The 26,419-nt window shown below is 69.0% G+C and carries 22 protein-coding genes; 11 read left to right on the forward strand and 11 right to left on the reverse strand.

Annotated elements, in window-relative coordinates; all coding sequences use genetic code 11:
• On the forward strand, window positions 1-1,404 hold a 1,404-nt coding region (locus D7V88_RS43060; RefSeq protein WP_208726351.1), incomplete at its 5' end, for a hypothetical protein.
• A 153-nt stretch (window positions 1,405-1,557) separates the two neighbouring features.
• Complete coding sequence (locus D7V88_RS18065; protein ID WP_120541890.1) at window positions 1,558-2,796, forward strand: styrene monooxygenase/indole monooxygenase family protein; 1,239 nt, start codon at window positions 1,558-1,560, stop codon at window positions 2,794-2,796.
• Between the two features lie 380 nt (window positions 2,797-3,176).
• Here D7V88_RS18065 and D7V88_RS18070 read toward each other — a convergent pair whose 3' ends face one another.
• Complete coding sequence (locus tag D7V88_RS18070; protein ID WP_120541891.1) at window positions 3,177-3,533, reverse strand: GatB/YqeY domain-containing protein; 357 nt, start codon at window positions 3,531-3,533, stop codon at window positions 3,177-3,179.
• A 324-nt stretch (window positions 3,534-3,857) separates the two neighbouring features.
• Between D7V88_RS18070 and D7V88_RS18075 the strand changes: the two genes are divergently transcribed.
• Window positions 3,858-5,138 carry a S8 family peptidase gene (locus D7V88_RS18075; RefSeq protein WP_244238221.1) on the forward strand — a complete coding sequence of 427 codons (1,281 nt, stop codon included), beginning with the start codon at window positions 3,858-3,860 and terminating at the stop codon, window positions 5,136-5,138.
• An 84-nt stretch (window positions 5,139-5,222) separates the two neighbouring features.
• Here the strand turns inward: D7V88_RS18075 and D7V88_RS18080 are convergent, their stop codons facing one another.
• A complete protein-coding gene (locus D7V88_RS18080) occupies window positions 5,223-5,621 on the reverse strand; it encodes an SRPBCC family protein (RefSeq protein ID WP_120541892.1) in 399 nt (132 codons plus the stop codon).
• A gap of 107 nt (window positions 5,622-5,728) precedes the next feature.
• Window positions 5,729-6,112 (reverse strand): helix-turn-helix domain-containing protein, encoded by a 384-nt coding sequence (locus D7V88_RS45390; RefSeq protein WP_341870687.1) that lies wholly within the window; start codon window positions 6,110-6,112, stop codon window positions 5,729-5,731.
• On the opposite strand from D7V88_RS45390, the gene D7V88_RS18090 reads away from it, so the two are divergent.
• The 4 genes from D7V88_RS18090 (at window position 6,111) to D7V88_RS18105 (ending at window position 8,887) form a co-directional block, all read left to right on the forward strand.
• Window positions 6,111-6,641, forward strand: a complete 531-nt coding sequence (locus D7V88_RS18090) for a DUF4833 domain-containing protein (RefSeq protein ID WP_120541893.1) — start codon at window positions 6,111-6,113, stop codon at window positions 6,639-6,641. The genes D7V88_RS45390 and D7V88_RS18090 overlap by 2 nt on opposite strands.
• A 96-nt stretch (window positions 6,642-6,737) precedes the next feature.
• On the forward strand, window positions 6,738-7,118 hold the full coding sequence (locus tag D7V88_RS18095; RefSeq protein WP_120541894.1) for a hypothetical protein: 381 nt from the start codon (window positions 6,738-6,740) through the stop codon (window positions 7,116-7,118).
• A gap of 418 nt (window positions 7,119-7,536) precedes the next feature.
• Window positions 7,537-8,409 carry a DMT family transporter gene (locus tag D7V88_RS18100; protein ID WP_120541895.1) on the forward strand — a complete coding sequence of 291 codons (873 nt, stop codon included), beginning with the start codon at window positions 7,537-7,539 and terminating at the stop codon, window positions 8,407-8,409.
• 217 nt (window positions 8,410-8,626) lie between these two features.
• A complete protein-coding gene (locus D7V88_RS18105; protein ID WP_120541896.1) occupies window positions 8,627-8,887 on the forward strand; it encodes a hypothetical protein in 261 nt (86 codons plus the stop codon).
• A gap of 250 nt (window positions 8,888-9,137) precedes the next feature.
• On the opposite strand, the gene D7V88_RS18110 is transcribed toward D7V88_RS18105, so the two are convergent.
• Together D7V88_RS18110 and D7V88_RS18115 are read right to left on the reverse strand one after the other, a co-directional pair.
• Window positions 9,138-10,139 carry a TolB family protein gene (locus tag D7V88_RS18110; protein WP_120541897.1) on the reverse strand — a complete coding sequence of 334 codons (1,002 nt, stop codon included), beginning with the start codon at window positions 10,137-10,139 and terminating at the stop codon, window positions 9,138-9,140.
• A gap of 308 nt (window positions 10,140-10,447) precedes the next feature.
• Window positions 10,448-12,355 carry a M61 family metallopeptidase gene (locus D7V88_RS18115; protein WP_158625101.1) on the reverse strand — a complete coding sequence of 636 codons (1,908 nt, stop codon included), beginning with the start codon at window positions 12,353-12,355 and terminating at the stop codon, window positions 10,448-10,450.
• Between the two features lie 147 nt (window positions 12,356-12,502).
• On the opposite strand from D7V88_RS18115, the gene D7V88_RS18120 reads away from it, so the two are divergent.
• A complete protein-coding gene (locus D7V88_RS18120) occupies window positions 12,503-13,414 on the forward strand; it encodes a LysR substrate-binding domain-containing protein (RefSeq protein WP_120541899.1) in 912 nt (303 codons plus the stop codon).
• A gap of 286 nt (window positions 13,415-13,700) precedes the next feature.
• Complete coding sequence (locus D7V88_RS18130) at window positions 13,701-15,281, forward strand: alpha/beta hydrolase family protein (protein WP_158625102.1); 1,581 nt, start codon at window positions 13,701-13,703, stop codon at window positions 15,279-15,281.
• Window positions 15,282-15,807: 526 nt separating this feature from the next.
• Here the strand turns inward: D7V88_RS18130 and D7V88_RS18135 are convergent.
• The 3 genes from D7V88_RS18135 to D7V88_RS18145 all read right to left on the reverse strand — a co-directional run bounded on the left by D7V88_RS18135 (window position 15,808) and on the right by D7V88_RS18145 (window position 20,372).
• Entirely contained in the window at window positions 15,808-17,235 is a 1,428-nt protein-coding gene (locus D7V88_RS18135) for an alpha/beta hydrolase (RefSeq protein ID WP_120541901.1), read from the reverse strand.
• A gap of 147 nt (window positions 17,236-17,382) precedes the next feature.
• A complete protein-coding gene (locus D7V88_RS18140; RefSeq protein WP_244238222.1) occupies window positions 17,383-18,540 on the reverse strand; it encodes a hypothetical protein in 1,158 nt (385 codons plus the stop codon).
• Between the two features lie 236 nt (window positions 18,541-18,776).
• Window positions 18,777-20,372 carry a S8 family peptidase gene (locus tag D7V88_RS18145; RefSeq protein WP_120541902.1) on the reverse strand — a complete coding sequence of 532 codons (1,596 nt, stop codon included), beginning with the start codon at window positions 20,370-20,372 and terminating at the stop codon, window positions 18,777-18,779.
• Between the two features lie 338 nt (window positions 20,373-20,710).
• Here D7V88_RS18145 and D7V88_RS18150 point away from each other — a divergent pair, with 338 nt between their 5' ends.
• Window positions 20,711-21,346: a hypothetical protein gene (locus D7V88_RS18150; RefSeq protein ID WP_147448769.1), complete on the forward strand. Its 636-nt coding sequence runs from the start codon at window positions 20,711-20,713 to the stop codon at window positions 21,344-21,346.
• Here D7V88_RS18150 and D7V88_RS18155 read toward each other — a convergent pair.
• Window positions 21,343-21,966 (reverse strand): DUF2867 domain-containing protein, encoded by a 624-nt coding sequence (locus D7V88_RS18155; RefSeq protein ID WP_120541904.1) that lies wholly within the window; start codon window positions 21,964-21,966, stop codon window positions 21,343-21,345. The genes D7V88_RS18150 and D7V88_RS18155 overlap by 4 nt on opposite strands.
• 122 nt (window positions 21,967-22,088) lie before the next feature.
• Between D7V88_RS18155 and D7V88_RS18160 the strand changes: the two genes are divergently transcribed.
• Complete coding sequence (locus tag D7V88_RS18160; protein WP_244238223.1) at window positions 22,089-22,718, forward strand: TetR/AcrR family transcriptional regulator; 630 nt, start codon at window positions 22,089-22,091, stop codon at window positions 22,716-22,718.
• Between the two features lie 255 nt (window positions 22,719-22,973).
• Here D7V88_RS18160 and D7V88_RS18165 read toward each other — a convergent pair whose 3' ends face one another.
• Window positions 22,974-25,364, reverse strand: a complete 2,391-nt coding sequence (locus D7V88_RS18165; RefSeq protein ID WP_244238224.1) for a PQQ-dependent sugar dehydrogenase — start codon at window positions 25,362-25,364, stop codon at window positions 22,974-22,976.
• A gap of 428 nt (window positions 25,365-25,792) precedes the next feature.
• Window positions 25,793-26,419 (reverse strand): DUF3014 domain-containing protein (locus D7V88_RS18170; RefSeq protein ID WP_120541909.1); only part of this gene is annotated, 627 nt, incomplete at its 5' end.

Below are 26,419 nucleotides of genomic sequence, written 5' to 3' on the forward strand. Positions count from 1 at the left end.
GTTCCGGGGGCGGGCCGGGGCCGGTGGGCTTCCCCCACCCCAGCGCTTCAGGCGTACCGCGTCATCCCCAACGCCCAGTTCGTCGCCCAGGACGTCAATCTCCACAACGCCGTCTTCGAGACGCAGCGGGACGGATTGCGGCCCCACCCCCACCCGAAGACGCATGGGGACAGCTTCCTCATCGACGCCGGGTCGGCGAACGTCATGGTGCGGCCGCACAATCAGGTCACGCTCCGGGTCTCGGATGACAACGAGCTCGCCATCGAGGACACCGATCCCCACCACGAGCAGACCAAGTACTTCTTCGCCACGGACAGCGCCATCGGTCGGTGCAACCGCGCATTGAGGTCCGCGGGCTCCAACTATCGGATCGCCAAGGTCCCCGGGCCGCGCTACCTCGAAATCGGCCCCCCCGCGCAGCCGGGCTGTCTGCCGTTTCTGAACGGTCCGGGACCCAAGCGACTGTTCCAGGTGGCGATGTCCGAGAACGGGCAGCTCGAGCCCGCCGTATCGCAGAACTGCAATGAGATCTCCGGCAAGGTCATGGGGGAGCAGCGGGACTCGCAGCGCACCGTGAGGCTCAAGCAGTCCGGCAATCAGCTCTTCCTCAATCTGCCGCGCTGGCAGCTCGGAGGGTGGGGCCCTGCCTATCCGGCCCATGGCGACATTGCCTTCCGGCTGGCGGTCCTCATCACCACGTTCCTCTTCCATGGACAGGGAGAGGGGCCCAACGCCGCCGCGGCCCGGCAACACGCGGTCAACGACTACCAGGTGGGATTGCAGAACGCGCTGGCGGGTGCCAATACCCCCAATGCCCAGATGGCGGCACTCGCGGGCTACTACGGCCCCATCGGCCGCAACTATGGCCGGATGGTGAACCGGGTCCGTGCCAATGCCGCCATGACGATCAACGGCGTGAACCTCAACGCCCACACGCTCGGCACACGCTACGAGCAGCTCCTCTTCCGGCTGGGCATCAATGCCTATGCGGACCCACGGGTGGGCGATGCGTTCCAGACGTACTCGGTGGGCGCCATGGAGCGCTATCAGGATGCCCAGCACCGCAACTGGATGCGGATGCGGGACGAGGTGGCTCCCCGTCCGGTGGTGCCCATTCCGCCGCCTGTCTACAGTGAACCGGTGTGGGAGTACCACTGGGGCGGAGTGGTCGCGGAGAGCGGAGCGGACCGCATCACCTTCGAGAACTACGCCCGCAACTACGAGGATCGCGATGGTCCCCAACTCCAGGGCGGCGAGTTCCGGTCGTTCTTCCAGATGACCCGCGTGCCCACCCAGCTCAATGATCCGCTGATTGCCCAGTCCTGGCATGAGAGCTGTTACGCCCACGGCTTCGCCAATGCCCTGACGCTGACCGTCTCCAAGCTCAGTCGCTGCGGGCGATAGCCGGAGTCCTGAGCGTCCCCGGGTCCTCGACATCCCAGGGGCGAAGCAGGCGCGTCCTCCCCACATCCCACGGGACGGATTGCCAGGACCGCGCCCCCACTGCGTAGTGTTCCGGGAGGGCGTCATGCCCTCGCATCACCCCAGGGGGGGACCATGAGGAACATCGGCATCATTGGAGCGGGCCAGGCGGGCCTGCAGCTTGCCTTCGGCCTGCTCGCGAAGGGCTACCCTGTGACCGTCTACTCGGACCGTACCCCCGAGCAGATCTTCAACGCCCGGCTCGCCGCCACCACCTACCTCTTCGGCCGCGCCTACCAGTACGAGCAGGAGCTGGGGCTCGACTTCTGGCCGGGCCCGGGGGAGTACGCCCGGGGCGGCGACCTCGACATCTGCATGGCCCCCGGGCAGCGCGCGCTCAACGTGCAGGGACGCATCCTCAACGCGGGCAAGGCCCTGGACCTGCGGGCGAAGTACTCACGCTGGCTCGCGGAGTTCGAGCGGCGCGGCGGCACCGTGGTGGTGCGCGACGTGGACGTGGAGGCCCTGGAGGCGCTCGCCCCACGGCATGACCTGATGCTCGTGACTGCGGGCCGCAACAGCTTCATGTCGCTGTTCGAGCGGGATGCCGGGCGCAGCCCCCACACGCAGCCGCAGCGCAACCTCATGGCAATGATTGTCAGCGGCATGAAGCCGCTGCACGAAACACCCTACCCCGCGCTCAAGTTCATCCTGGCCGCGGGCCACGGCGAGTACTTCTCCATGCCGTACTTCGACCGCATCCGAGGCCCCCTGCACTGCCTCCTGCTGGAGGCCATCCCCGGCCAGGGGTTGGATCGCTTCCGCGGCCTCACCACCGCCCGGGACGCGATGGCGCGGATGAAGGACGTCATGCACGACTTCTCACCGTGGGTGGAGGACCGGCTGAAGGACGCCGCCATCGTGGACGAGTCGTCCTGGCTCACTGGCGCGTTCACGCCCACGGTGCGAAGGCCCGTGGGACGGCTCCCCTCGGGCCGGGCCGTGATGGGGCTGGGGGACGTCGTGATGCTCAACGACCCCATCGCGGGCCAGGGCCTCAACAGCGCGTCGAAGCAGGCCCACGTCGTGACCCAGGCCATCCTCGCGCACGGTGACCAGCCCTTCACCCCGGACTGGATGGAGCAGACCTTCGAGTACTTCTGGCGGACCGAGGGCCAATACATCACCGGCTTCACGAACATGCTGCTCCAGCCGCCTCCGCCACACGTGATGCAGTACCTTGGGGCCGCATCGAAGGTGCCGGCACTGGGCGACACCTTCTTCGACAACTTCGGAGAGCCGCAGCGCTTCTGGCCCTGGATTGCCAACCCGGCCGAGACCGAGGCCCGCATCCAGCAGGCGACCGCCGCCTAGCTCGACCTCGAATGGAGGGGCGTTGGTTCCCGCGACAACGCGCAATGACAGACGCGGACCTGGGACGCCTCGTTTGATTCCCTGACGAATCCAGGCCTTCATGCTCGGCTTACCAGACCTTCCTTCCCTGGCAAACCATCCATCATGAGGAGAACCCTTCTGCTGTTGGCCCAACCCCTTTCCGCCATTCGCTGGCACTGCGCTCCGACGGCACGGTCCAGAGGTGGGGCCAGACCCGGTACGGTCAGCTTGGAGACGGCTACAGCCAATACCAGACGACCCCGGTAGCGAACCCTCCGCTGTAGTTCCGCGTTGCTGATTCTTGCCTTCGGCACACCTTGAAGCCCGGCCCTCCGAAAGACAGAGGGCCGGGCTTCTTCTCAAATAGCCAGGAGCACATCCACTTGCGCACTCAGCGCGCGGGCCTCTTCGGGCTTGCCGAGCTGGACGTAGAGCGCCACCGCGTCGCGACGCTCCTGGATTTCGCGCTGGATGAGCGCATCCACCGCCTCCGGGGACAAGAGCAGTCGAGCCACTTCACCACTCCCGAGTCCCCCCGCGCTGCCGGCGATGCCGCCACCCACCGATGCAGGCGCGACGCTCATGTCGGGCGCCTCGGCATTGTCGATGGCGGCGAGCGTTTCCCGAAGGACCGCCGAAGCGGGTGCATTTCGATTGCGCAGTGCGTCTTTCAGCGCGACACGCAGCGTTGCCTTCCATTCATCCACGGTCCTCATGCGCCTACAGTAGTAGAGGACTCCCATTGTGCGCATCTGTACCGCACCGGATGGATGAGACACCGGGTTGGTCGCAATCAGGCCAACCTGCCTCGACCGCATCGACTCTCGCCGCGCTCCACACCGGCAGTGGGCCCATGTACGTGGTGCTGTCGGCGATGTTGCCGCGCCTCCTGTTTCCCGGGCGGGGGTTTCCAACGTTTCGCTGCCCCGCGGGGCAGCAACCGCTTTGAGTCAGAAAGCGTTACTTCACTGGGAAGGCCGCGTCAGCATTGCTTTCCCGGCTACCGGCCGAAGCTGGAAGTGCCACCCCCGGGGGAACCCATGTCGCTGAAGCTCCTATCGCGGACGGTCGCGTCCGCCTGCGTGCTGTTCCTGCTGTCGGCGTGCCGGAGCGCGGGCAATCCCATGCCGCCACCCGATGACACACCCTGCCGTGGCACCGCGTCCGTGCAGACACCGGTGCGCGAGAAGTTCCTCACGGTCGCGAAGCCGGTCCCCGGTGAGTACGTCGTCGTGCTCAAGGAGCCCCGGGAAGCAGACCCCGCGCTGACGCCGGTGATGGGCGCGCGGAACCTCACCGAGCGCTTCGGCGGCAAGACCTTCCACGTGTACGCGCACGCGCTGCGGGGCTTCGCCGCGCGCATGAGCGAGGAGCAGGCCCGTGCCATGTCCGCCGCGCCCGAGGTGGAGTACGTGCAACAGAATGGCGTGGTGACGCTCGCCGAGAGCCAGTCCGATGCGACGTGGGGCATTGACCGCATCGACCAGCGCGACCTGCCGCTCGATCAGCGCTACCTGTACCAGACGCAGGGCCGGGGCGTGCACGTGTACGTCATCGACACGGGCCTGCGCCCCACGCACCAGGAGTTCGCCGGGCGGGCGGACATCGCCTTCGATGCCGTCGACGACGGTCGCAACGGCGTGGACTGCAACGGCCATGGCACCCACGTGTCCGCCACGGTGGGCGGCAACGTGTATGGCATTGCCAAGAGCGCGTCGCTGCACGCCGTGCGGGTGCTGAACTGCGAGGGCTCCGGGACGACGGCGGGCGTGGTGGCGGGCTTGGACTGGGTGACCGAGCACCACCAGTCCCCGGCGGTGGCCAACATGAGCCTGGGCGGCGGGGAGGACGCGGCGCTCGACGATGCCGTGCGCCGCTCCATCGCGTCGGGCGTGACGTATGTGCTGGCGGCGGGCAACGAGAACCAGGACGCGTGCAAGCGCTCTCCCGCGCGCACCGCCGAGGCCATTACCGTGGGTGCCACCACCAGCGTGGACCGGCGGGCATCCTTCTCCAACTACGGAGACTGCGTGGACGTCTTCGCGCCCGGCGAAGGCATCCTCTCCGCCTGGGCCAGCAATGACACGGCGACCCGACCGCTGAGCGGCACGTCCATGGCCACCCCGCATGTCACCGGCGTCATCGCGCTCTTCCTGGAGGCCCATCCCGCCTCCGCGCCGCAGGAGGTCAGCACCGCCATGACGGGCAACGCCACGCCGGACAAGGTGGCCAACCCCGGGCACTGCTCACCGAACCGGATGGCCTACTCGGGCTTCATCGCACCCTCGCGGGCCCCCACCGTCCGGAACAGCGGGGAGTAGGCGCCTCCCGCGTCCGCGCTCACGCGAAGGCGCCCGTGAGCGCGGGTCACGAATACCGGGACCGCGAGGGCGGAGTTCGGCCTGCTAGGTCACCAGCCCATCGAGCGCCTTCTTCATGGCGGCCATGCCGTGCTCGATCATCGGGCCGACGACGGCGCTGGCTTCGTGAGGCAGGAAATCGGCGGTCCAGACGACCCGGCTCCCCGTGCCCTCCGCGAAGACCTGGACCGCTCCGTTGTAGTGGGTCAGCGGTCCACCTTCGGCCCCCCAGACGAGGCGCCGTCCGTCGTCGTCGACCGTCACGATGGGCTCCCTGACCACCATCCCGTTGCCGAAGGTGACCACGCGGGCTCCCGGCTCGAGGCGCGTGTCGACAACGAACCCGGGAACCAATCTCGTATGAAGAGCGCCGATGTCACGGATCGCATCCCATACCCACTCGGGCGCGGCACTCGTCGTGATGTCCTTGCGGATTGAAGCCATGTTGTGTGCTCCTGGCATGTTGGACCCAAGGGTCTTCGAAGTGTGCCGTCACACGAAGACCGACGTGGTCGAACACGGGTGCCTTCTGGGTTGAGCCACACCTCTAATTAGGAGGTGCTCACCCTCTTCTCTTGGAGAATCTTGCGCTCTCCGCGCGAGGCCTGCCGGAATGCGCGCGGCGAGACGCCTGCCGCTCGGCGGACCGTTCGCACGAAGTTCGAGAGGTCCCTGAAGCCAACGTCGTACGCGATGCGGGTGATGGGTGCATCCGTCGAGAGCAAGCGCGCAGCCTGACGAAGGCGCATGCGCACGAAAGACCGGGCGCGCTTGTCGGGCACCGCAGCGACGAGCACGTACTCGGAGCAGCCTGCGTCATGTTCGGTGAAAAGTGCGCAGGGCGAGTGACAGTTCCAGGGGCCCGGGGTGTTCGTCATCCCGATACGGCCACGCGGTTGACCGCCGTCACTCCTCCATGAAAGGAGGCCCCCCATGTTTCCTGAATCCGGGCTCAGCAACCTCGCCGCCGTCGCGCTGACGACCGTCGCGACCCTGGCCTCCGCGGCGCCCCTCCCATCGCAGTCCGCCTTCTTCCTGTCCCGGAGCGAGAACCGGAACCAGGTCCACTACGCCCTGCGCCTGGACGAAGCCTGTCGCCCCGTGGGGACGCGTCCCGTGCAGGTGTACTGGCGGATGTTGGAGCGCGGGGCATCGGAGGTGGAGGAGCTGCTGGGGGTCGAACAACCCGTGTATGGACTGGAGGACCCGCAGCCGGTCGACGCCACCGCGGATGGCTGGCGAGTGCGGGTGCGCCTGCGGGCCTTTCCCTCGCGCCCCATCGACATCACCACCGCGCGGGTCGACGGCGAATGCCGGGTCCAGGCATGGACGAAGCTGGGCAACAGCGTCTCCCGGCTGGAGCACGTCTTCGTGAAGACGTCCTGGCCCTTGTCGGTCGACTTCGTGCGGCTGGATGGCGTGGGACCGGAAGGACAGCCAGTCCATGAGCTGATTCGCGAGTGAGGTGGGATTCCCTGCACTCCCGCAAGCGCGACTCCATGGCGGAATGAGCGCATCTTGTGATTCGATGCCGCTCAACCCCTCAAGGAGAGACACGCCATGAAGAGCTTCCTGGGTGTGCTGATGGTGCTCGTCGTCCCGGTGCTGGTGGCCTGTGGTGGATTGGAACCTGTCGAGGCGCCGGAGCTGAGGCAGGAGTCGAGCGCCCTCGTCACGTGCTCACAGACCTGTCCGAATGGCTCGACCGTGTCTTGTGAGGGGAACACCTGTTCGGTGCAGGCGGACTCCGTCGAGTGCGATGGCTTCTACAACATCTGCTTCACACCCATCCCCATCTGTGGGCTGAACAATCGCTGCAGCAAGCTCGCGGGGACCCCGTGTTCGCCCGTCGGCGCGTCGCGGAGTTGCTGCCTGACGGGCCATCCCAATCCCAATTGCTTCTGTACGCCCCTCGGCATCTGGGCCTGCAGCGCGCTGTGACGCGCCCGAGGCCGTGTGTGCGTCATGCCTGACGCGCTGCACACGCCGATGCGTTGGGGGCCGCGAGGGCCCGGCGACTCCGGGCCCTCACCCCGCCGCCGCGCGCAGCCGGGACGCGATGAACCACAGGAAGAGGCCCACGGCGAGGGCGTGTACCGCGCCGGCTCGAGCTGCTCGGCCTCGGCCCGAAGGGGCGACGAAGCGACAAAGAGCAGCACCGCAACGAGAAGCAACGTACGCATCCTTCCGAGACTACCCGCCCGTCACCTCGCCCTCCGATCCGCTGGACTCCGATGGCACCCGTGACATGCAGCGAAGGCGCGCGGCGTGGGGCCTGCCGTCCGATGGAACACCTCCGCCGGGAGGTGATGCCCAGGGTACGTGACGCGCGTCACACGGCCCGCTATGTCCCTGCCACGTGAGCACTCCCCTCCTCACCCTGCTTGCCCTCCTGGGCTTCGCCGCGAACTCGCTGCTGTGCCGCGCGGCCCTCTCGGGTGGCGCGGCGCGCAGCATCGACGCGGGTTCGTTCACGCTGGTGCGGCTTGCGTCGGGGGCGCTGGTGCTCGCGCTGCTGCTGCGGCTCCGACGGGGCGGCCGCGGGGCAACGGGGCACGGGAGCTGGGCCTCGGCGCTCGCGCTCTTCGCGTATGCGGCCGGCTTCAGCTTCGCGTACGTGCGCATCGGGGCGGGCGTGGGCGCCCTGCTGCTCTTCGGCTGCGTGCAGCTCACCATGCTCGCGGCAGGGCTTGCGCGCGGTGAGCGGCCGCGCGCGCTCGAGTGGGTGGGGCTCGCGGTGGCACTCGCAGGGTTCGCGGGGCTCACGCTCCCTGGAGCGAGCGCGCCGGATGCGCTCGGCGCGGGGCTCATGGCCGCGGCGGGCGTGGCGTGGGGCATCTACAGCCTGCGGGGGCGTGGGAGCACGGACCCTCTGGCGGCAACGGCCGGCAACTTCGTGCGCAGCGTGCCGCTGGCCCTGGCACTCGTGATGCTCGCCCGCGCTCTGGACGCGGCCCCACACCCGTCGTCGAAGGGGCTGCTGCTCGCGGTCACCTCAGGCGCGCTCGCCTCGGGCGTGGGCTACAGCCTCTGGTACGCAGCGCTGCCCCACCTGAGCAGCGCGCGTGCGGCGGTGGTGCAACTGTGCGTCCCGGTCATCGCAGCGGTGGGCGCGGTGCTGCTGCTCGGAGAGCCCCTCACCCAGCGGCTGCTACTGGGGGGCACCGCGCTGCTCGCGGGCGTTCTGCTGAGCCTGCGTGCGAAGCCGCGTCCTATTGCGGCGAAACACTGACGGGCACGCTGCGGACGGCGATCTCGTAGAGCGCCCGGAGGGTGACCTGGCGGAGACAAGAAGGGCCCGGAGCCCTTCAACAACCCGTTCCGCAACCTCAAACACCGAGACCGCTCCGTACGGAGATTTTCAGTGACATCGCGGGTTGCAGGTAAATCTTGACCGGCATTCTCGCACGCTGTTGCATCAACACCTCACCAGCGAAAAGGAGTGTCATATGTTTCTTCGTGGGCTCGCGATGTTCGCCGTCGTCTCCATCTTCGGAATGGGCTGTGGTGGCGCTGAAGTGACGGACGGTGTCGAGAGCGGTGTGCAGACCGGTCAGGATTCCGCCGAGCTCCTCAGTAGCTGTGAGACGCTCCAGACCCGCCGCTGTAATCCGGGGGCGGAGACGGGCTGCCAGTGGGCCAATGGCACCTTTGGCGAGTGCTTCTGCCAGGACATCCCCTTCAACAAGTGGGTCTGTTTGAGCAACTGAAGTTCCCGCGGCAACCGCCTCTGGCCGGGAATGCCCTGTCAGAGGCGGCGTGTCGCCAGCTTCGGTGCTGCTGCATCCGCGATTCAGCCAGGATGGCCCCTTCAACAAGTGGTTCTGCTGGGTCAACGACTGACGTCCGTGCCGCGACCGCCTCCTGCAGGCGAGAGGCGGGCCTGGTTGCGCGCCAGCAGCCGGGTGTCATGGGCCGCCCTATCGGGTCGGGTAGGCGCGCCGTTTCACCGGGCTTCCGTCACTGCCAGGACGGTTCGACGTCGTTCGCGATCACGGTGTTCGTCAGGTTCTTGAGGGTGCCGTTGACGGACCTCATGAAGATTTCGCTACTGCTCGAGCCGCCCGGCAGGCGCTCGAACACCAGGGTATCGGCAGTAGGACTGTAGGCCGGGCATTGGTCGTCCTCCGGCCCGTTCTGCAGCGCGACCAGACCCGTCCCGTCCGCGTTCATGGAGTAGAGGTCCCGCTCGAACAGGCCCTGCACGGAGATGCTCGCGGTGAAGGCAATCTTCGTCCCCGCCGCGTTGTAGACCGGGAAGAACGAGGTCCAGTTGGAGGGGCCTTCGTTCAGCCTCACCAGTCCCGTCCCATCCACGTTGATGCGGTAGATGCCCCGGAAGGGAATGTCCGACGTGCTCAGCGCCTCGTAGCCGAACACGACCTTCAGGCCATCGGGGCTGAAGCTCGGCGTGAGGTAGCTGCCGGCGCCTTGCAGGTCCGTGGCCAGGAGGGTCGGGTTCTGTCCGTTGGCGTCCATCAGGTAGAGGCTGCACCGGGAGGTGCAGTGGACGAAGACGATGCGCGTCCCGTCGGGGCTGAAGGCGGGCTGTTCGTCGTCACCGTCCCAGTTCGTGAGCCGCTGCATGTTGCTGCCATCGATGTTCGCGGTGACGATCTCGAAGTCGCCAAAGTACGGGTACGTCTGGCCGTATTGGCGCTGCCAGACCACCTGGGTGCGCGCCTTGTTGAGTTTGGGGCGCCGGTCCATCACGAGGTCGTTCGTGAGGCGGGTCAACACGGTGCCATCGGTGCCCATCACGAAGATGTCGTAGGTATTGAGGGTGTGGGTGGGGTCGCTTCCCTGGTTCGACGCGAAGACGATCTTCGTCGGCGGTGGGCAGTTGGGGAGGCACGTCTTCGCCGTGACGTCATCCTCCACGACCTCCTGTTCAGGAGGGGAGACACCACACGCGGCCGTCAGCAGGACTGCTCCAAGGATGCAGCTTCTTCCCATCATCATGGCACTGGCTCCCAGCGGGATGAATTGACGCAGTTCGCGGAGCTGCGCTTGCCGTCAAGGTCATTCCCAGGTGGACCAGGACGGAAGGGCGAACATGACGTCGACAGAGCAAGGACAGGGCCAATCCACGTTCAAGGCCGTCTCCCCTGGAGCGACCCGAGAGGACGGCAAGTCTTGCCGCGATCCGCCGCTTCGGGCCGGCAAGGGTCGCCGTTGGCGGCTGGGTTTGCCGGCCGTGGACCTGCTCTCGACGACGAGGCGAACGTCGAGGACGCCCACATTCAGTTCCACCCCCGCGGGCAGGGGTGTCAGTCGCGTGGCTCCAGGATTTCATCCAGGATCGCCCGTGTGCCCTCGACCCGCCGCAGACGGGGGTAGCGCAACCCCTCATGCCAGGGAATGAGGGCGGAACGGGTGGCCGTGCCCTGGCGCCAGGAGAGCCGCAAGGGCTCCCGGTGCGCGGTGGCCTTGACGGCGTCCTTCAGTCGTTGCGCGTCGTAGGGGCCCCCGTTCACGGCCGTCACCACCTCGCCGGGCAGCAGACCCACCTTGAAGGCAGGCCCTTCCCAATCCACCCGGAGCACCTTGCCGTCCTTCGCGAGCGTCATGCCGAGGGAGTCGCCGAGATCCACGTTCCCGCTCGCCGCCTCGGCCCGCCGGACGGCGTCCGTGGGTTCCTCGCTCCAGGCGAGCGTGTAGCCACCTCGCGTGATTCCACCCAGGGGCGGGGCGTCGCGCGTCTCTTCAATCCGGGAGCGGAAGAAGCCTGACCAGTCATGGGGCAGGATGTCATTGAGCGTGGTGACGATGTCTTCCAGCGTGTACGTCATCGTCACCTGGCTGCCCGCGCGTACGCCGAAGAACGCGCGAGCGAAGTCATCCAGCGACTTGCGGCCGCCACTGCGCTCCCGGAGCAGCGTGTCGGCCTCCAGCCAGATCAACGCGCCCTCGGAGTAGGCATCGAACATGTCGCGCTGCCAGCCCCGCCAGGAGAGCGGTTTGCAGCGCTGCACGACGGCGTCGTTTGTCACGTCCCGGAGCGGGCGCCAGCGCCGGCCGGGGCGGCTGGCCATGGCCGCCGCGGTCGCGGCCCAGTCGTCGAGCGCGTCCTGCCGCGTCCACAACCCCGCCCGGGTGGTGAGCACGTCCTGCCAGTAGGACGTCAATCCTTCAAATACCCAGAGCAGTGAGTCGCGCTCCGGCGTGTTGAAGTCCGGCGTCCACATCTCCGCGGGGCGGCGGAACAGGCCGTTCCACGAATGAACGAACCCATGCGCCAGATGTCCACGGCGCTCCGGCCTGTCCTTCCAGGTCGTGAAGAAGTCGGCGGGCAGGGCGTTCTCACCCGCGCGGAGGTGTTCGAAGTAGCTGGGGCCGAAGCCGTCCGCCAGCCAGACCATCAGGTCGTAATGGTCGTAGTGTTGCGAGCCGAAGAGCCGGTAGGCCTGCTGCACGAGTGCCTGGTAGCCCCGGACGAATTCGGGAGGCGGTTCGAGCCCCGCGGCGTCGTCGGCGACGATGTTCACGTGGACCGGGACGGGCTCGTTGCTCAACAGGATGCGTTTGAAGGCACGGCCGGCAATCACAGGTGAGTCGACCAGCGTGTCCAGCGTCACCGGCTGGAACCGGACCTCACCGCCATCCCGTTGGGCGACGGTCAGCGGCGAGGCGAACTCCCAGGCGGGCGGCAGCTTCACGCTGGCCACATAGGTGATGCGCCGGGCGTAATGGCCTGCGGGATACAGCACCAGGTTGTGCCATTGCAGGTCCAGCATCGTGGACGTGGCCACCACCGGGCCCACGCGCGGCTCCGTGGCGCCAAGGAACTGGGAGTTCACGTCGATGGACGTCACGCCGGCGGGGATGTCGATGTGGAAGGCCGCGACCTGGACGGCGTCGCGGGTCCAGGCAATGACTCTCTTTCCGGCCTGGACCTTCAGCCCCGCGAGTCCTTCCAACCGGCCGGTGGGCCCATGGTCCCCAGGAAGCCACTGCGGGAAGAACAGCGTCAACCGCCTTCCGGGCGCGACCGGGATGGTTTGTTTGACGCGGAAGAGACCGCGCGCCGTGTCGGTGGCGTCGACGTGCAAGCGGATGGTGCCGGGAAAGGGCGTGTCACGCGGCGGCTCGATGGGCGGCGGCATGGGCGCGGGTTGGGGCAGCGGCCAGGACTGGGATGCGGAGGGTGTCTGAGCGTGCGCCGCCGTCGAAGCCATCCAGACGGCCACCGTGGCGACAACGCATGGAATGACCCTGACGCTTCGAGGATGGGCAGGAGAGGCCGGCATGCTCAGCGTCGTAGCCCGGACCCGTCTTGCCGAAAATTCCGAAGTCTGGAAGCCTGGGTTCGAGGAAATCGAACGATGCTCCCCCGGATCAACCTGGACATGGATGTCTTGCGGACGTTCGTGACGGCCTTCGAGCTGGGCAGCTTCGCCCGGGCCGCCGCACGGGTGGGCCGTTCTCCGTCAGCGGTGAGCTCCCAGTTGCGCAAGCTGGAGGAGCAGGTGGGCCGCGCGCTGGTCGAACGCGCCGGGCGGGGGCTGGTCCTGACCGAGGCGGGAGAGGTGCTGCTGGGCTGCGCGCGGCGGATCCTCGAACTGAATGATCAGACCGTGGACGGCTTGCGAGGCAGCGAGTTGGAGGGCGAGGTCCGCCTGGGGTTGCCGCAGGACTTCGCCGAAACCTGGCTGCCCCGGGTGCTCAGCACCTTCGCGCGCGCGCATCCGGCGGTGCGCATCGAGGTGCGCACCGAGCGCAACGCCCACCTCGTCAACCACGTCATGACCGGCAAGCTGGACCTCGCGCTTGCCTGGAGCGGTGGGGCTCGCGGCCGCAGTGAACGCATCGCTGAACTGCCGCTCGTGTGGATTGGTCAGCCTGGCTGGCAGATGACTGGAAGCCGCAGCCAGCCGCTGCCGCTCATCGCCTTCGAAGCGCCCTGCGTGTTCCGGGAGGCCTGCACGACCGCCCTGGACAGGAAGGGGCTCGCCTGGCGGATCGCGTTCGCGAGCCCGAGCCTCGCGGGCCTGTGGGCGGCGGCCGAGGCGGGGCTGGGCGTGACGTTGCGAACGGCCTTCGGCCTGCCGAAGACGCTGGCCGTGCTGGAGCCCGGCGCCTCAGGCCTGCCCGCGCTCGGGAGCATTCCGGTGCACCTGCTCAGGGCCGAACGGGAGCCGAGCAAGACCGTGGCCCAACTGGCCAGCATCCTGCGTGAATCGCTCGCGCAGGAGCTGCCGACACCCCGGCGGGCGCGGCCGCGCGGCGGGGGCTGACGCCGGACCGTGGACCGCCGTCCCCTCCTTCACGTACGCCAGCCCCCGCCGCCTGCCTCCACGTCTCATGCAGGCGAAGACGCCGAAGTCGAAGCTCCTCCTCCGCGGTTCTGCCCAGTCCACTCGCGGCGTCCTCTTCCTCCCCTCCTCCTCTCCTGCTCGGGGGAATGGCCTGCGCGGAGCGAGGGCTTCGGGCGCAGTTCACGCATCCGTCACGAAGCCGGCCCGTCGTGAAGGTGAACATGCGAGTGAGTCAGGGGCCGGGATCATTGCAGAAGGAAGCCACATGCGTTCGACCTCCGCCTCATGCAGCCCCTCGCCTCATGCCTCGTGGCGCTACGGGACAGGGCTCGTGCTGGCCCTCTGCCTCGTCGCGGCCACCGGCTGCGGCGAGGACGACGTGGATCCGCCGCCGCCGTCCAACTTCCAGCCTGACACCGCGGCGCTGGATGTCCTTCCCGGCGTGTATCCCAACACCGTCGACCTGACGGGTGCGGGAAGCCTCGACGTCGCGGTGCTCGGGGATGAGACCCTGGCTGCCGAAGAGCTGTTGGCCGAAGAGGCAACGCTGTCCGCCCCGGAAGGCAAGGCGAAGGTGCGGGCACTGGCAGCCGGCACCGCTCGGGATGTGGATGGGGATGGCCGCCTGGATGCCATCCTGAGCTTCTCCCTGCCCGAGCTGAAGGCGGCTGGCGTCCTGACGCCGCAAACGGCCCAGGTCGTCTTCAGCGCTCGGACGCGCGGCGGCGCCACCGTCAGCGCGCGGGATTCGGTCCATGACGTCCACCACCCGGTGGTGCGGCTCCCGCCTCCCACCGGTCCCCACGCGGTGGGGACGTTGGAGGACGCCTGGACCGATGAGGCACGAGAGGAGACGCTCACCCCCGCGTCCGGTGACAAGCGCGAGCTGAAGGTGCGCTTCTGGTACCCCGCGCGGGCCCGTCCCCAGGCCCAACCCGCCTCCTACTTCCTCACGTGGCGCGAGGGCGAGCTTGTCGCCGGGACGCAGGGGCTGCCGCCGTCGTTCTACAGCTTCTTCTTCGCCGGTGCGGTTCGCGGCGTGCCCCTGGCCGACGGGGAAGAGCGATTCCCCGTGCTGCTCCTCTCCCACGGCTACGGCATGGCGACGGCGATGTACAGCGGGGTCGCGGAGGAGCTGGCGAGCCAGGGCTACGTGGTGGTGGCCATCTCCCATCCCCGAGGAGGCGGCCCGCTGGTCTTCCCGGACGGCCGCGTGGTGGATGAACTCGTCCAGCTCTCCCCTCTCGACCCCGCCCTGAACACGCGCGTCCAGGCCCAATGGGCGGCGGACGCGCGGTTCGTGCTCGACCGGCTGACGGCACTGGACTCCAGCGACCCGGCGGGGCGCTTCACCGGAAGGCTGGACCTGGGCCGCATCGGCGCGTTCGGCCACTCCTTCGGCGGCTCGACGGCGGCGGAGGTCTGCCGCACGGATGCACGCGTCCATGCGGGTCTCAACATGGACGGCACCTTCCACGGGAACCTGGAGGTGCAGGTCCAGGTCCCGTTCCTCGTGATGAACAGCGAGGGCGCGGAGGTCGACTTCAGCCGGGCCCGCTTCTTCCAGCATCTGGGCGCCACGGGCTACGACCTGGACCTCCAGGGGGCCGGCCACATCACCTTCAGCGACCTCGTGCTCGCCCTGCCCCTGATCCGCTTCGATTCGCCGCAGGCGACCGCCAGCGAATACGCACTGGGCACCCTCGACGGGCAGCGCGCCTTCACCCTGGTGAACACCTACGTGCGCGCCTTCTTCGACAAGCACGTGAGCGCACGCCCCACGCCCCTGCTGGACGGGCCCTCCGCCGAGTACCCGGAGGTGGAGCTCGTCGTGCACCTTCCTTGATGGGCGCTCGCCTCCCGAAGCTCACTCCGCTCCGCGAGCGTCGGATGCCGCCCTCCGTTGGCCCGGGCCACCGGGATGTCCTGTGCGCCGGGAGCGGGCGCGCCTGGGTATTCGTCTCCACCGCGTCCGTGGGCCCGGCCTCGGGCGTTCCACCCCAGGCGCTCAGCAGGGCCGCGGGCAGCAGCCCGCACACCGACTGTTTCACGGGTGGAGGTTTCGAACGTTTCGCGGCTCCGCGGGGCAGGAACCGCTTGGAGTCAAAAGGCGTTACTTCACCAGGAAGGCCGCGTCAGCGTTGCTTTCCTGGCCTCCGGCCGCCGCGCGGGCCCCCACCGTCCGGAACGGCGGGGAGTAGGCACGTCCTGCGTAGCATCGCTCGGGCGACCCCGTCAGCGGCCCTCCTCGGCCCCTCTGCACTCTCCCTCCCCCTCAACAGGGCCCCATCCTTCTGATGCGTGAGATGCGGGATGAGGCCAGCGCACCCTCGGAGCCATCGACACGGGGGTCGGAGACTGAAGCCAGGGGGTCAAAGCGAACAAGTCGCACGAGGAGCACGCCGCTTCTGGACGAAGGTGCTCACCGCGGCCTTGAAGCAATCTGGCGCCGTGAAGAGCAGGAAGTGCGGCCCACCCTTGACGGTGAACAGGTTAACGCCAGCGGCTTCGGGCAGGAGGCGGAGATGGGCCTGGGCGCCAGCAAGGGGCGTCTTGGAATCCATGTCGCCCTGGAGCACCAGAACCGGCGGAAGCGCGGCGGGAGACCGGCCGAACCACTCGTCGCGCGGATAGGCCAGTGACGTTCGACCGACGAGCTGACCTGGCAGGCTGCTGACGAACAGGAACCGGGCGGCTTCGGCCTCCACCTGGGCCTGGGTGAGGCCTGGCCGGGCGTTGTTCTCGGAGGCGCTGATGACGGCGACGAGCGGGATGGAGACCGATGACTGCGGGAAACGGTCGAACTGGCCGCCCAGTGCCTCCATGTCATGCTCGACCTGCCGCAACGGCTCGAGGTCTCCGCCTCTGAGGCCCGAGAGGACGAAGGGAATCCGCGCCCGCAGCTTCGGGCTGTCCAGCAGCGCTCCAAAGAAGAGTTTCGGACGCCCCCCGGGGACGGCAGCGGATACCTTGGGATCGTCGACGAGCCCCTGCATGGCGGCGACCGCCGAGTCCCCGAGACGCGCACGGCAGGCCGGGTCCGCGTCGCACTGCGCGAGCACCGCGCGGCCCACCTCGTCGACGACGGCCGAGCGATGACTGAGGTCCCATTGCTCGGTCGTCTCCGGAGGAACGAGGGAATCGAGCACGATCCCATCGAGGCGCCGCGGCGGGGCGACCGTCATCATGCGCAACACCAGTTGCGTGCCGTAGGAGACCCCATAGAGCCATGTCTTCCGGCCGGCGGAGTATCGCTCCATCAGCGCGCGCAAATCGCGGGCGGAGTGGGTGATGGTGAAGGCGCGAGTGCGCTTGGAATCGGACTCCAGCGCCTCGAAGCATGTCGCCCACTCGGCGCCTTCGAGCGAGGCGCCTCCCTCACTGTCGGCGGCCTCCTCCTTCTGGCAGAGCCGGCTCGAGAAACCCGTCCCGCGATGATCAGGAACCAGTAGGTCATGTCCCGGGAAGGCAGCACGCAAGGTCTTCAGCAGAGGGTAGAACGAAGCCCCTGACTCGCCGGGCCCACCCGCCACGAGCCAGACCTGACCGGCCGACCGCCCTGGAGCGGGGAACTTGCGGACGAAAAGCTCGATCCGCTCACGGTTCGGGTCCGCGTAGTCCAACGGCGCGCTGAAACGAGCGCAGAGGGAACCGGCGAGAGCGGTATCCGCCTTCGCGTCCAGGCAACCGACGAACCCATCGGCACGGGTCGCCGTGCCTTGCTCGGACGCATGCGCGAGGCTGCCCAGAACGAGTGCCCCCCAGAGGGCGACCACGGCTGCGAAAGTGGGACATTTCATGTTCACGCTCCGAGAAAGCCCGAGAACTTTCCAGAGAGGACCCACGAGCGCAATTCAACGTGAATGGAGCCCGCCCCTCGTCACCCGGTGAATCCCCGCCGGCAGAACCTCAAGACGCAAGGCGACTGCGTCATCATCCCCTGTGCGCTACCACGGGCGCGCGGTGGTGCCCCAACCGTAGAGCGAGGCTTCCAGGGGGCGTTTCCCGGGGTGCTCCAGGGTGGTGCGGATGCCCATCTCCCTTGCGGCGTTGAGCAGGTGGAGGTGCCATTGCCCGTGCTCGCCGGACAGCCGGGTGGCCGCGATGGCCAGCGCGCTCGCGCCCAGCGAGTAGCCGCCGAAGACGAGCGGGCCGCTGGCGGAGTCCTCCCGGCCCTTCACCCCGCGCGGCCACTCGCGGCAGGCGGCGAGGGGCAGTGCGCTGCCGGCGGGATGGTCGCAGTAGCCGTCCACCAGCGTGGCCGTGAAGCGCCCTGCCGCCGGGTGCGAGGCCATGGCCAGGAAGGCGCCCGTCCACGCCAGCGTGGTGCCACGTTGCGTGGGCTCCACGAGGCGCCCCTTCGCGTCCACCTTCGCGGGGAAGCCGGTGGGCAGGTCCGCCAATTCGACGAGGCGCGCGACGAGTCGCTCACCCGCGGCCCGCGACTCCGCGTTGCCCCGCAGCCGCCCGTGCAGCAGCAGCCCCGCCGCGGCCGGAGCGCTGTCGCAGGGCCAGATGGTGCGCCCGAAGCTGGGCAGGAGGAGCTGTCGCGAGAGCGCCTCCACGAGCTGCGCGGCCAGTGCGTCGAAGAGGGCGGTGGACTCCGCGTCCGCAAGCCCGGCGCGCTCCATGCCCGCGAGCATCAGCAGCACGTAGCCCCGGTAGAGGACACTGTGCGGGAGCACATGTCCCGCGACGTGCGTCCCCTTCTGTGCGTTGAAGGGGCGTCGGGCCCGTCCGAGCGCATCCGCGAGAAGGGCCTTCAGCCGGCGCTGGGTGTCCGGAACCGGGTGCCCGTCCAGCGTGGCCTGGATGAGGATGAACGACAGGTGCGCATCACAGAGGAGCTGCGCCTCGATGAAGCTGCGGGCCGCGTCGCCGAGCAGCTTCGGCTCGCAGCCCAGGCCGAGGATTCGCTGCTCCAGCGCTGCCAATGAGTCCGTGGGAAGGGCGGCGGCCGTGGGCTCCGGCGGGGCAAGGGGCGCGGTGGTGCCTCCGTCGGTCGGCGTGCCCTCCGCGCGGGCCGCAACGGGGAGGCAGAAGGACAGCACCAGGAGCGGGAGCAGCGCCCGCGGGCCGCGGAAGGAAGAGGAGGCTTCGGACATGCGCGGAGACGTCACCACGTCCCTGGGTGCCCGGGCCGACCGGAGGGCCGGCGGTCACGACCTGAGGCGGAACGGTCGTTCCGGCCGGGTGACCGGCGGCTCGGGAATCAGAGCTTCATCATCACGCGCGGCGACGGTATCGAGGCGGCCTCTCCTCCACCGTTCGAGGGCGCGCTCGCCACAGGCCCGTTCTCAGCCTGCGGCGGGAATTTGTCCGGCCCTGCTGGAGCCCGCTGTCAGTAATTGCCGGAGATGACCTTGGGCAGCATCTTGCGCAGGTCGGGCAGCGGGCCGATCTGCCGGGTGTCCGCGGCCTGGGCGGTGCCGTTGTTACGCAGCAGGCCGCGCATCTGCACGGAGGTCAGGAGGCTGCCATTGGCGCGCGCCACTCCCTGCGCGCTGGCGGCCGCGCCCGTGACGATGGGCGAGGCGCTGGAGGTGCCGCTGAAGGTGGCCGTGTAGTACTGGTTGACGCCATGGGCGGAGCCGAACAGGTCGCCGTAGCCCATCGAGGCCACGCGCTCACCCCAGCCGTGGACGTCCACGCGGCCACCGAAGTTGGTCCAGCACATGGGCGCGCGCGTGGTGGCCGTGCTCGCGCCGACGATGATGGCGCCCGAGTCGCGCGTGGCGCGGTTGAAGCGCCCCGCGTAGGCGGCGGCATCCAGGTTCGCGCTGCCGTTGCCGGCCGCCTCCACGACGATGACGCCGTTGGCGGTGGCGTTGCGGATGATGTCGTATTCGGCTTGCCAGTACTCCACGGCGATGTAGTGGCACTGGCTGGTGTTGCACGTGCATGCCGTGCCGTCATTGGGGCCCGGGCGGTGGACCTCGACGAGCACGATGCCACCCGGGCCCGCCGCGGTGACGGCCTTGGAGAGGGCACTCGTCAGGCCCTGCGGCGTATGGGATTCGACGCCCATCTGGGCCCCATAGGCGATGCCCTTCATTCCATAGGCGTTGTTCGCCGCCACCAGCTCTCCGAGCACGGCGGTGCCGTGGTCGCTGACAGTCCCCGCGGCGCCCACGTAGAAGAGGTTGGGCATGTCCTCGTGCGAGCGGTTCCAGCCCGTCTCCACGTCCACGATGCGCACGCCCGTGCCGGTGCCGCCGGCCACCGTCCACGCGTAGTTCGCATCGATGCCGCCCGGGGCCACGTTGAGGTAGCCCTGGTTGGCTGTGTACAGCGGCGTGGTGGGCGGGAGGTCGGCGGCGGCCAGCACGCCCCGCAGCGCCGCGTCCAGGCCCGTGTTCACCGCGGCGTCCTCGACAGGAGGTTCGGCGTAGGCCACCTCCACGGTGTCCAGCGCGTTGAGCGCGGCGACGACGTCCGCCACGCGCTCGGCGGTGGTGCCCGGCAGCAGCGGCACCTGGAAGTAGAGGTTGAGGTCCGCCAGTTGCTCACCGCTCAGCGCCTCACCGGAGCCCTTGCGCGCCTCCAGCGTGGCCTCGTCCTCCTGGAGCAGCCGCTGCGGGCGCCGGGTCCGCGGCGCGCGGTCCAGCAGGGCCTCCACGGAGCGCAGGTCCTCCGTGGGCCGGGCTTCGGACATCCCACGGCCGAAGAACAGACTGCGTTCGGAGGAGGAGCGCTCGGAGACGAGCGCCACCAGGGCATTGTCACGCAGGCGAACGCGGCTGCCCTCGTGGAACTTCACCACCAGGCGCTCCACGGGAGTCCCAGCGGCCAGTTCGTGCCCGGTGTGTTTCACCACGATGGCGCGCGGGGCCAGGGCCCGTGGAGTCGCTCCGGCGGCGGGGGCCAGGGCCACCAGGGCCAGGCCCGCCAGCGCGCCACGCAGCGGACGCAGGGAGGGGGAAGAGGTCTTCGGCATGGGATGGCTCCAGTTCGAATGAGGAGGGACGTGAGCAGGGCCCGCGGGGACACTCCGTTCCCATGGAACCGATTCACTGGGATTTCATACAATACACGCCTGACATGGAGTCCCGTTGCTGAGAGGGCACCCGTGTCCCGACGGGCCCTGCACCGCAACCTGTGGAGCCGGCCTCGTCGGCACTCCCTGTTCTGACATCCATGTCGTGGATGGCAGGGCATTTCGGCCATGCCCAGGACGGGTTCTCCCCTGGGACGCGGCTGGGGCGGTCTGGCTGCGGCTTTGCAATGCGCGGCGCCGTCGCAGACACCCACCGGCTGGCGATTCGCGTGAACGACATGACTGCTCGTCCTTTCCTCTCTTCGTTGATGGTGTCCCTCTTCCTGCTGTGGGCCGCGCCGGTGGAGGCGCAGCCACTCGAGCCCAAGGGCGCGGGGTTCGCGCTGGGCTTTCGCGCGGCCTATGGCATTCCGTTGGGAAATGCGGTCGGGAACGTGAAGATGACGGACGTCATCGGTGAGACGGTGTCACCGCAGGTGGAGCTCGCGTACTTCTTCAACTCGCGGCTCTCGCTGGGCGTCTACTTCCAGCTTGGCTTTGGAAGATCGCCCGATGCGTGTTTCGAGGCCCTGTGCGGCTCCAATGTGAGGCGGTACGGCATCGACCTGGACTACCACTTCCAGCCGGGCGCGTTCGTGTCGCCCTGGATCGGCGTGGGCCTGGGTTTCGAAAACGCCACGGTGCAGTTCGAGGACGAAGCGGCGGCGCTCGGCTCCCTGCCGTATGAGGGCTTCGACCTGGGGCACGCGCATGTTGGCGTGGACCTGCGAATCAATCGCACGATGGCGGTGGGTCCCTACCTCTCCGCGTCGTTGGGCCAGTACAGACGGTCCGGTTCCCATGACTTCTCCAGCGACGGCCGCAGGGTGCACGCCTGGATCCAGCCCGGCGTGCGCATGCAGCTCCATTTCTAGTCCCGGCCCGCGTCCGGGCGACGCCCCTGCGCGGTGACTGCCTTTGCCGCGGTGCGCGCCATGCCTCCGACGACGAGGTGATGGAAGGGCCGGATGACGTTGAAGTACACGGGCCCGGCCCAGCTCCGGTAGTGCACCAGCGTGACGACGTGGAAGCGGCGCCGGGCCCCACCGCCCGGCGCCGGCTCCGCGACGACAGCGAGGGTGGCCTCCAGGTGCTTGTCCGTCGCGGCCACCACCCAGACGTGCTCATCCTCCGCGTGGCGCACGGTAAAGAACGAGGCCGCGCTGCCCGGGGCCATGGGGATGTCCTCCGGGCGCAGGTGCTGGGGCCGGGGCACGCCGTGCTGACGCATCCCCAGCAGCCGGACGAAGACACCTCGCACCCCATACAGGGCCGTGATCCACGCGGGCTGGTACGACAGGAGCGCCGCGAGGAATTCGCGCAGCGTGGCTTCTGACTCCACCGTCTTCACGTCCACGTGGTCCGCGCCCTCCGCGAAGGGGCGCAGCACCTCCGGCAGCGGCGAGGGTGTCCGCGACTGGAAGAGCACGCCCAGCCCGATGGCGCTGTGAATCCCTCCAACGAGCATCAGCAACGTCCCTGTCGTCACCCGCATGCACGGCCCCCAGTCCTGTCATCGGATACGCTACCGTATCCCGATACGGTGCCGTATATCCCCGGGTCCCCGGGAATGCGCCCTGGACCTCCGGGAGGGGGTCCGCCAGACTGCGCTCGACGATGAGACGCACTACTTCCCGCCTTCCGGAGCGGTCGCCCTTCCGGAGCCTCAAGGACATCCGCAAGCGGCACCGGGGGCCGGGCCTGTCCGCCGAGGACTGGGCGGACGCGGCCCTCTGGAGCCTCGCGGAGGGTGTGGACGCCCTGTCCGTGGAGCGGCTGGCCCGGGGCCTGGGGGTGACGAAGGGCGGCTTCTACTGGCACTTCAAGGACCGCGCGGACGTGCTCCAGGCCGCGCTCGCGCGCTGGGAGCAGTTGGCGACCACGGAGTTCATCCAACGGCTGGAGGCCCTGCCGGATCCGAGGCAGCGGCTGCACCAGTTGCTGGCGCTGACGTTCGACCTGGGTCCGCATGGCAGGATTGAGGTCGCCATCGTCGCGGGTGCTGCAGCGGACCCGCGCATCCAGGCCGTCCTGGCGCGGGTATCGCAGCGGCGCATCGACTACCTGGTCAAGCTGTACAGGGCGCTCGGGCTGCCGGCCCGCGAGGCACGCAACTGGTCCCTTCAGGCGTATTCCACGTACGTGGGGCTCCTGCACCTCGTCATCGCCAGCCCGGAGACGCTGAGCTCCAGCCGTGCTCGCGCGGACTACATCCAGCACGTCGCGCGGACGCTGATCCCCGCGTGACGTGACCTATGACATTGGCACCCCATTCGGGGCCTGGATGATCCACGCCAGGGGCGCTCTCCAGGCACACGCCGACCCCTGGCACCCGGCGCCGCCCTCCCCTGCCGCCGTACCCACCGACGCCGCAGGGCGAACCCCGCGCGCAGACAAAGGGTGAGGACGTCCGAGAGGAGCCCCACCGCGACACCACCGTCCGCGCCGCGCTGAAACCGTCCGTGGGCCTCGCGCCGCGCATGTGAAACCGCAGCGCCGGGCTCAGCGATACCAGCGGAGCCCGGCCACGGCATCGCCCCCGTGCTCGTAGTACTCGATGATCACCGTGTGCTCGCCGGCGCGCATCCAGCGTCCCACGAAGAAGCTCGTGGTCGACTGGTCCCTCCACCCGTTGATGATGCGGACGCCGTCCACGAACACGCGGATGCCGTCATCCGCCTGGGCGAGGAAGTAGTACAGGCCTGACACGAAGTAGAACCGTCCCGTCCAGCGCACGGAGAAGTCGTCGGGCCCGACTTCCGGCACGGGGCTGCCCGTGCCCCAGATACGCGCGATCGGTGCCCCCTCGCAGCTCACCCGCGCGGGGGAGTCCGCCAGGTACCGGTTGCCGAAGTACTCCGCCCGATACTGGCCGAGCGGGCACTCCGCGGGGGCGACGGCTTCGAAGGAAGCCGTGTAGCTGGCGTCGCTCGGACCGACCTGGATGACGTGCTCCGCGGCCCCACCGTCCGACCACTCGCGGAACTCGAAGACGCCCTGCGGCGACGGCGCGATGACGGTGTGCGTGGAGCCGACGATGACCTGGCGGACCCGGGGCTCCGTCGCGCTCGTGCCGTCGAACACCAGCTCCAGCCCCGGCGGCGACGTGCGGAGCGTCACCTGCACGAGCTGCGGCTGCACCGTGATCATCCGGCTGCCCGTCAGCCCCGCCGAATCGGTCGCGGTCAGCGTGAGCTCGAAGTGCACCTCGTCTCCGTGGTCCGGGACGGTGAACGACCCGGCCGCTCCCGTGCTCGTGGAGTACGGATGGGAATGACAGGTCCCCGCCGTGCAGTGGCGCAGGGTGACGGTCCACGCCAGCCGGTCGTCGGGAATGAGGCCGTCCTCGGCGTCGCTCGCCGACCCCGAATAGGCCACCACGTCGCCGACCTTGAAACGGAACGTCTCCGAGGGCGAGTGGATGGCCACGACGGGCGACAGGTTGCCCACGGAGATGCTTACAGAGGCGGAATGGCTGCCCCCGCGGCCATCGCTGACGGTCAACCGGGCCACGTAGGTGCCGGCCGCGACATACGTGTGCTCCGGGTCGGGCAGCGCCGACGCGGGGGAGCCGTCCCCGAAGTCCCAGTGGTACTGGAGCGCGTCACCGTCCGCGTCGCTGGAGCCCACGCTGGAGAAGCGCACGAGCAGGGCAGGCGCCCCTTCGACTGGCACCGCCGAGGCCACCGCGACGGGCGGCGTGTTCCCCACCGTGTAGCGGATGCGGCGCAGCTCGCCCGCGAGGATGTCCACGAAGAAGACATTGGAGTCCGGCCCGATGCCGAGCTCGACCAGCCCGCCCACCCCGGTCGCGAACAGCGTCACGCTGTCGGGCACGAGCTGGTCATCCGCATCCACCCGCAGGGAGCGGATCCACTGCTGGCTGTAGTCGCCGAAGAAGTAGGTGTCCCGCCACGCCTCCGGGTACGCGGAGCCCGTGTAGAAGGCGCCGCCCGTGGCCGTCTGGCCGACGCCGTGGTCCCAGACGTACAGCGGCGCTCGCACCGCATCGGGCCCTCGTGCATAGAGCGCCTGGCAGAGGGGCTTGGGTTCGTAGCCGCTCTGGCGGAAGGCCCCCTCGTAGCAGGGCCAGCCCAGGTTCGCCCCCGGGAGCGCGACGTTGATCTCCTCGTAGTTGTTCCAGCCGACGTCGCCCAGGTAGGGCGTGGAGGTGCCCGGGCGCAGGTTGAAGCGATAGGGATTGCGCAGTCCCAGCGCCCACACCTTGGAGCGGTTGGCCCCGGCATCCCCGTTCCAGAACGGGTTCGAGGCCACCCCCTCGCCGGAGCGGGTGATGCGCAGGACCTTGCCCGCGAGGGAGTCCAGGCGCTGCGCCCGCAGGGCGTCGTCGTCGACCGCGTCGAAGCGGGCGCCATCTCCTGACGTCACGAAGAGGGTGCCGTCCGGCGCGAACCGCAGGGTGCCCACGGAGTGCGAAGGACTGTCGGAGGGAATGCAGTCGGCCCCCTCGGGAAGGTCATTGCAGGAGTTGCCCACCGCGGTGCCGAGCAGCACGACCTCACTCGCGGGCGAAGCCATGTCCCCCTCGGCGGTGTAGCGCGCCAGCCGCGACGTCTTCGGCCCGGAGTCATCCGTGTCATCGTCGTCGTAGGTGTAGAGCAGGTAGATGAAACCATTGGTGGCGAAGTCCGGATCCACCGCGAGCCCCAGCAGCCCGCGATCATGGTGCGAGTTCACCCGCCCACGGATGTCGATGAAGGGCACGGGATGGAGCAAGCCGTCCTTGAAGAGCCGGACCGCCCCTTCCTTCTCCGCGATGAGCAGGCGCCCATCGGGCAGGGACGCGAACGTCGTCGGGTACTGCAGGCCGGCGACCACGAGTTCGGAGGAGAAGCCTCCGGGCAGGGCGAGGGGGGCCTGGGGATGGGCCACGGCCGGTGGACCCCATCCCAGACAGAGGAGGAGAAGGACCGTGAGGCAAGCCAGACAGCGTCGCAATGACAGCATGAAAGCGTCCCTTGGGTGGGAGAGTGGCGGGGAAGCTGGCACCTCGCCCTCCCTCGGCCATCCGCCCCCCAGGCCCCGGAGTGCTGTCGGCCGCTTCGCCTCCGTTTCCTCCGCGGGTCGCAAGGCCGTGCCTCCGGGGGCATGGACATGGCGGAGGATCCGAACATGGGCCTCCCCGCCCGAGCACCGCCCACGCGTCTGCCCAGCGGAAGACGGCGGCTTCGGGAACCTCCATCGAAGTGAACGGCAAGCAGGTGCTCGCCGTGCCCCGTCTGGACGCCGAGGCTGCCGGAAGAGCAGACGCGGCATGAGGCCCTGTCCCGGAACATGGACGCGTTGGCCCCGTCCACCCGCTACGGCTGGCGGGCCTGCTCCGTCGACGGCAGGCCCAGCGCGGTCGCGAGTTCGGTGAGCTTCGCCTGCACCTTGCGCATGTTGTCCGGGCCCATGCGCAGCAGGTGCTTCTCCGCCGCGCCCAGCGCCTCCAGGTTCGGATCCGCGTACACGTAGAGCGCGCCCCTGGGCGTGAGCTCCACCGGTGTCCGTGGGACCGGGACGCGGGTGAGCCGGGCGATGGCCTGTGACAGCGTCGGGTCCAGACCGCGTCCCGGCGGGGCCAGCTCCGCGTGGGCCGCGTCCAGCAGCGGCTTGAGTTCCTGATACACCCGCTGCACGGCCTTCACATCCAGGGACGCGATGACCCGCGCCAGGGTGTCGTAGCGGGCGGTGCTCTCCGGCGCCATCAGGGTACGGCCTTTGCGCTTCGCGACCTGGAAACCTCCGGCGGGCGCCATGAACGACAGCGGCATTCGCGGGCTCTGACCTTCGGCGACCAGGTTCGTCGCGGCGGCGAAGCGGCGGACCAGGTCCTCCGCGGCCAGCCAGCGCGCGAAGTCCGCGTCACTGGAGAGCCCCTTCAAGAGCTCGCGTACGCGAGGGTCCGTGCCGGAGAGCTGCACCGCGGGCGGCGGGGGCGGGGC

The organism is Corallococcus terminator (assembly GCF_003611635.1).
In the GTDB taxonomy this organism is placed as follows: domain Bacteria; phylum Myxococcota; class Myxococcia; order Myxococcales; family Myxococcaceae; genus Corallococcus; species Corallococcus terminator.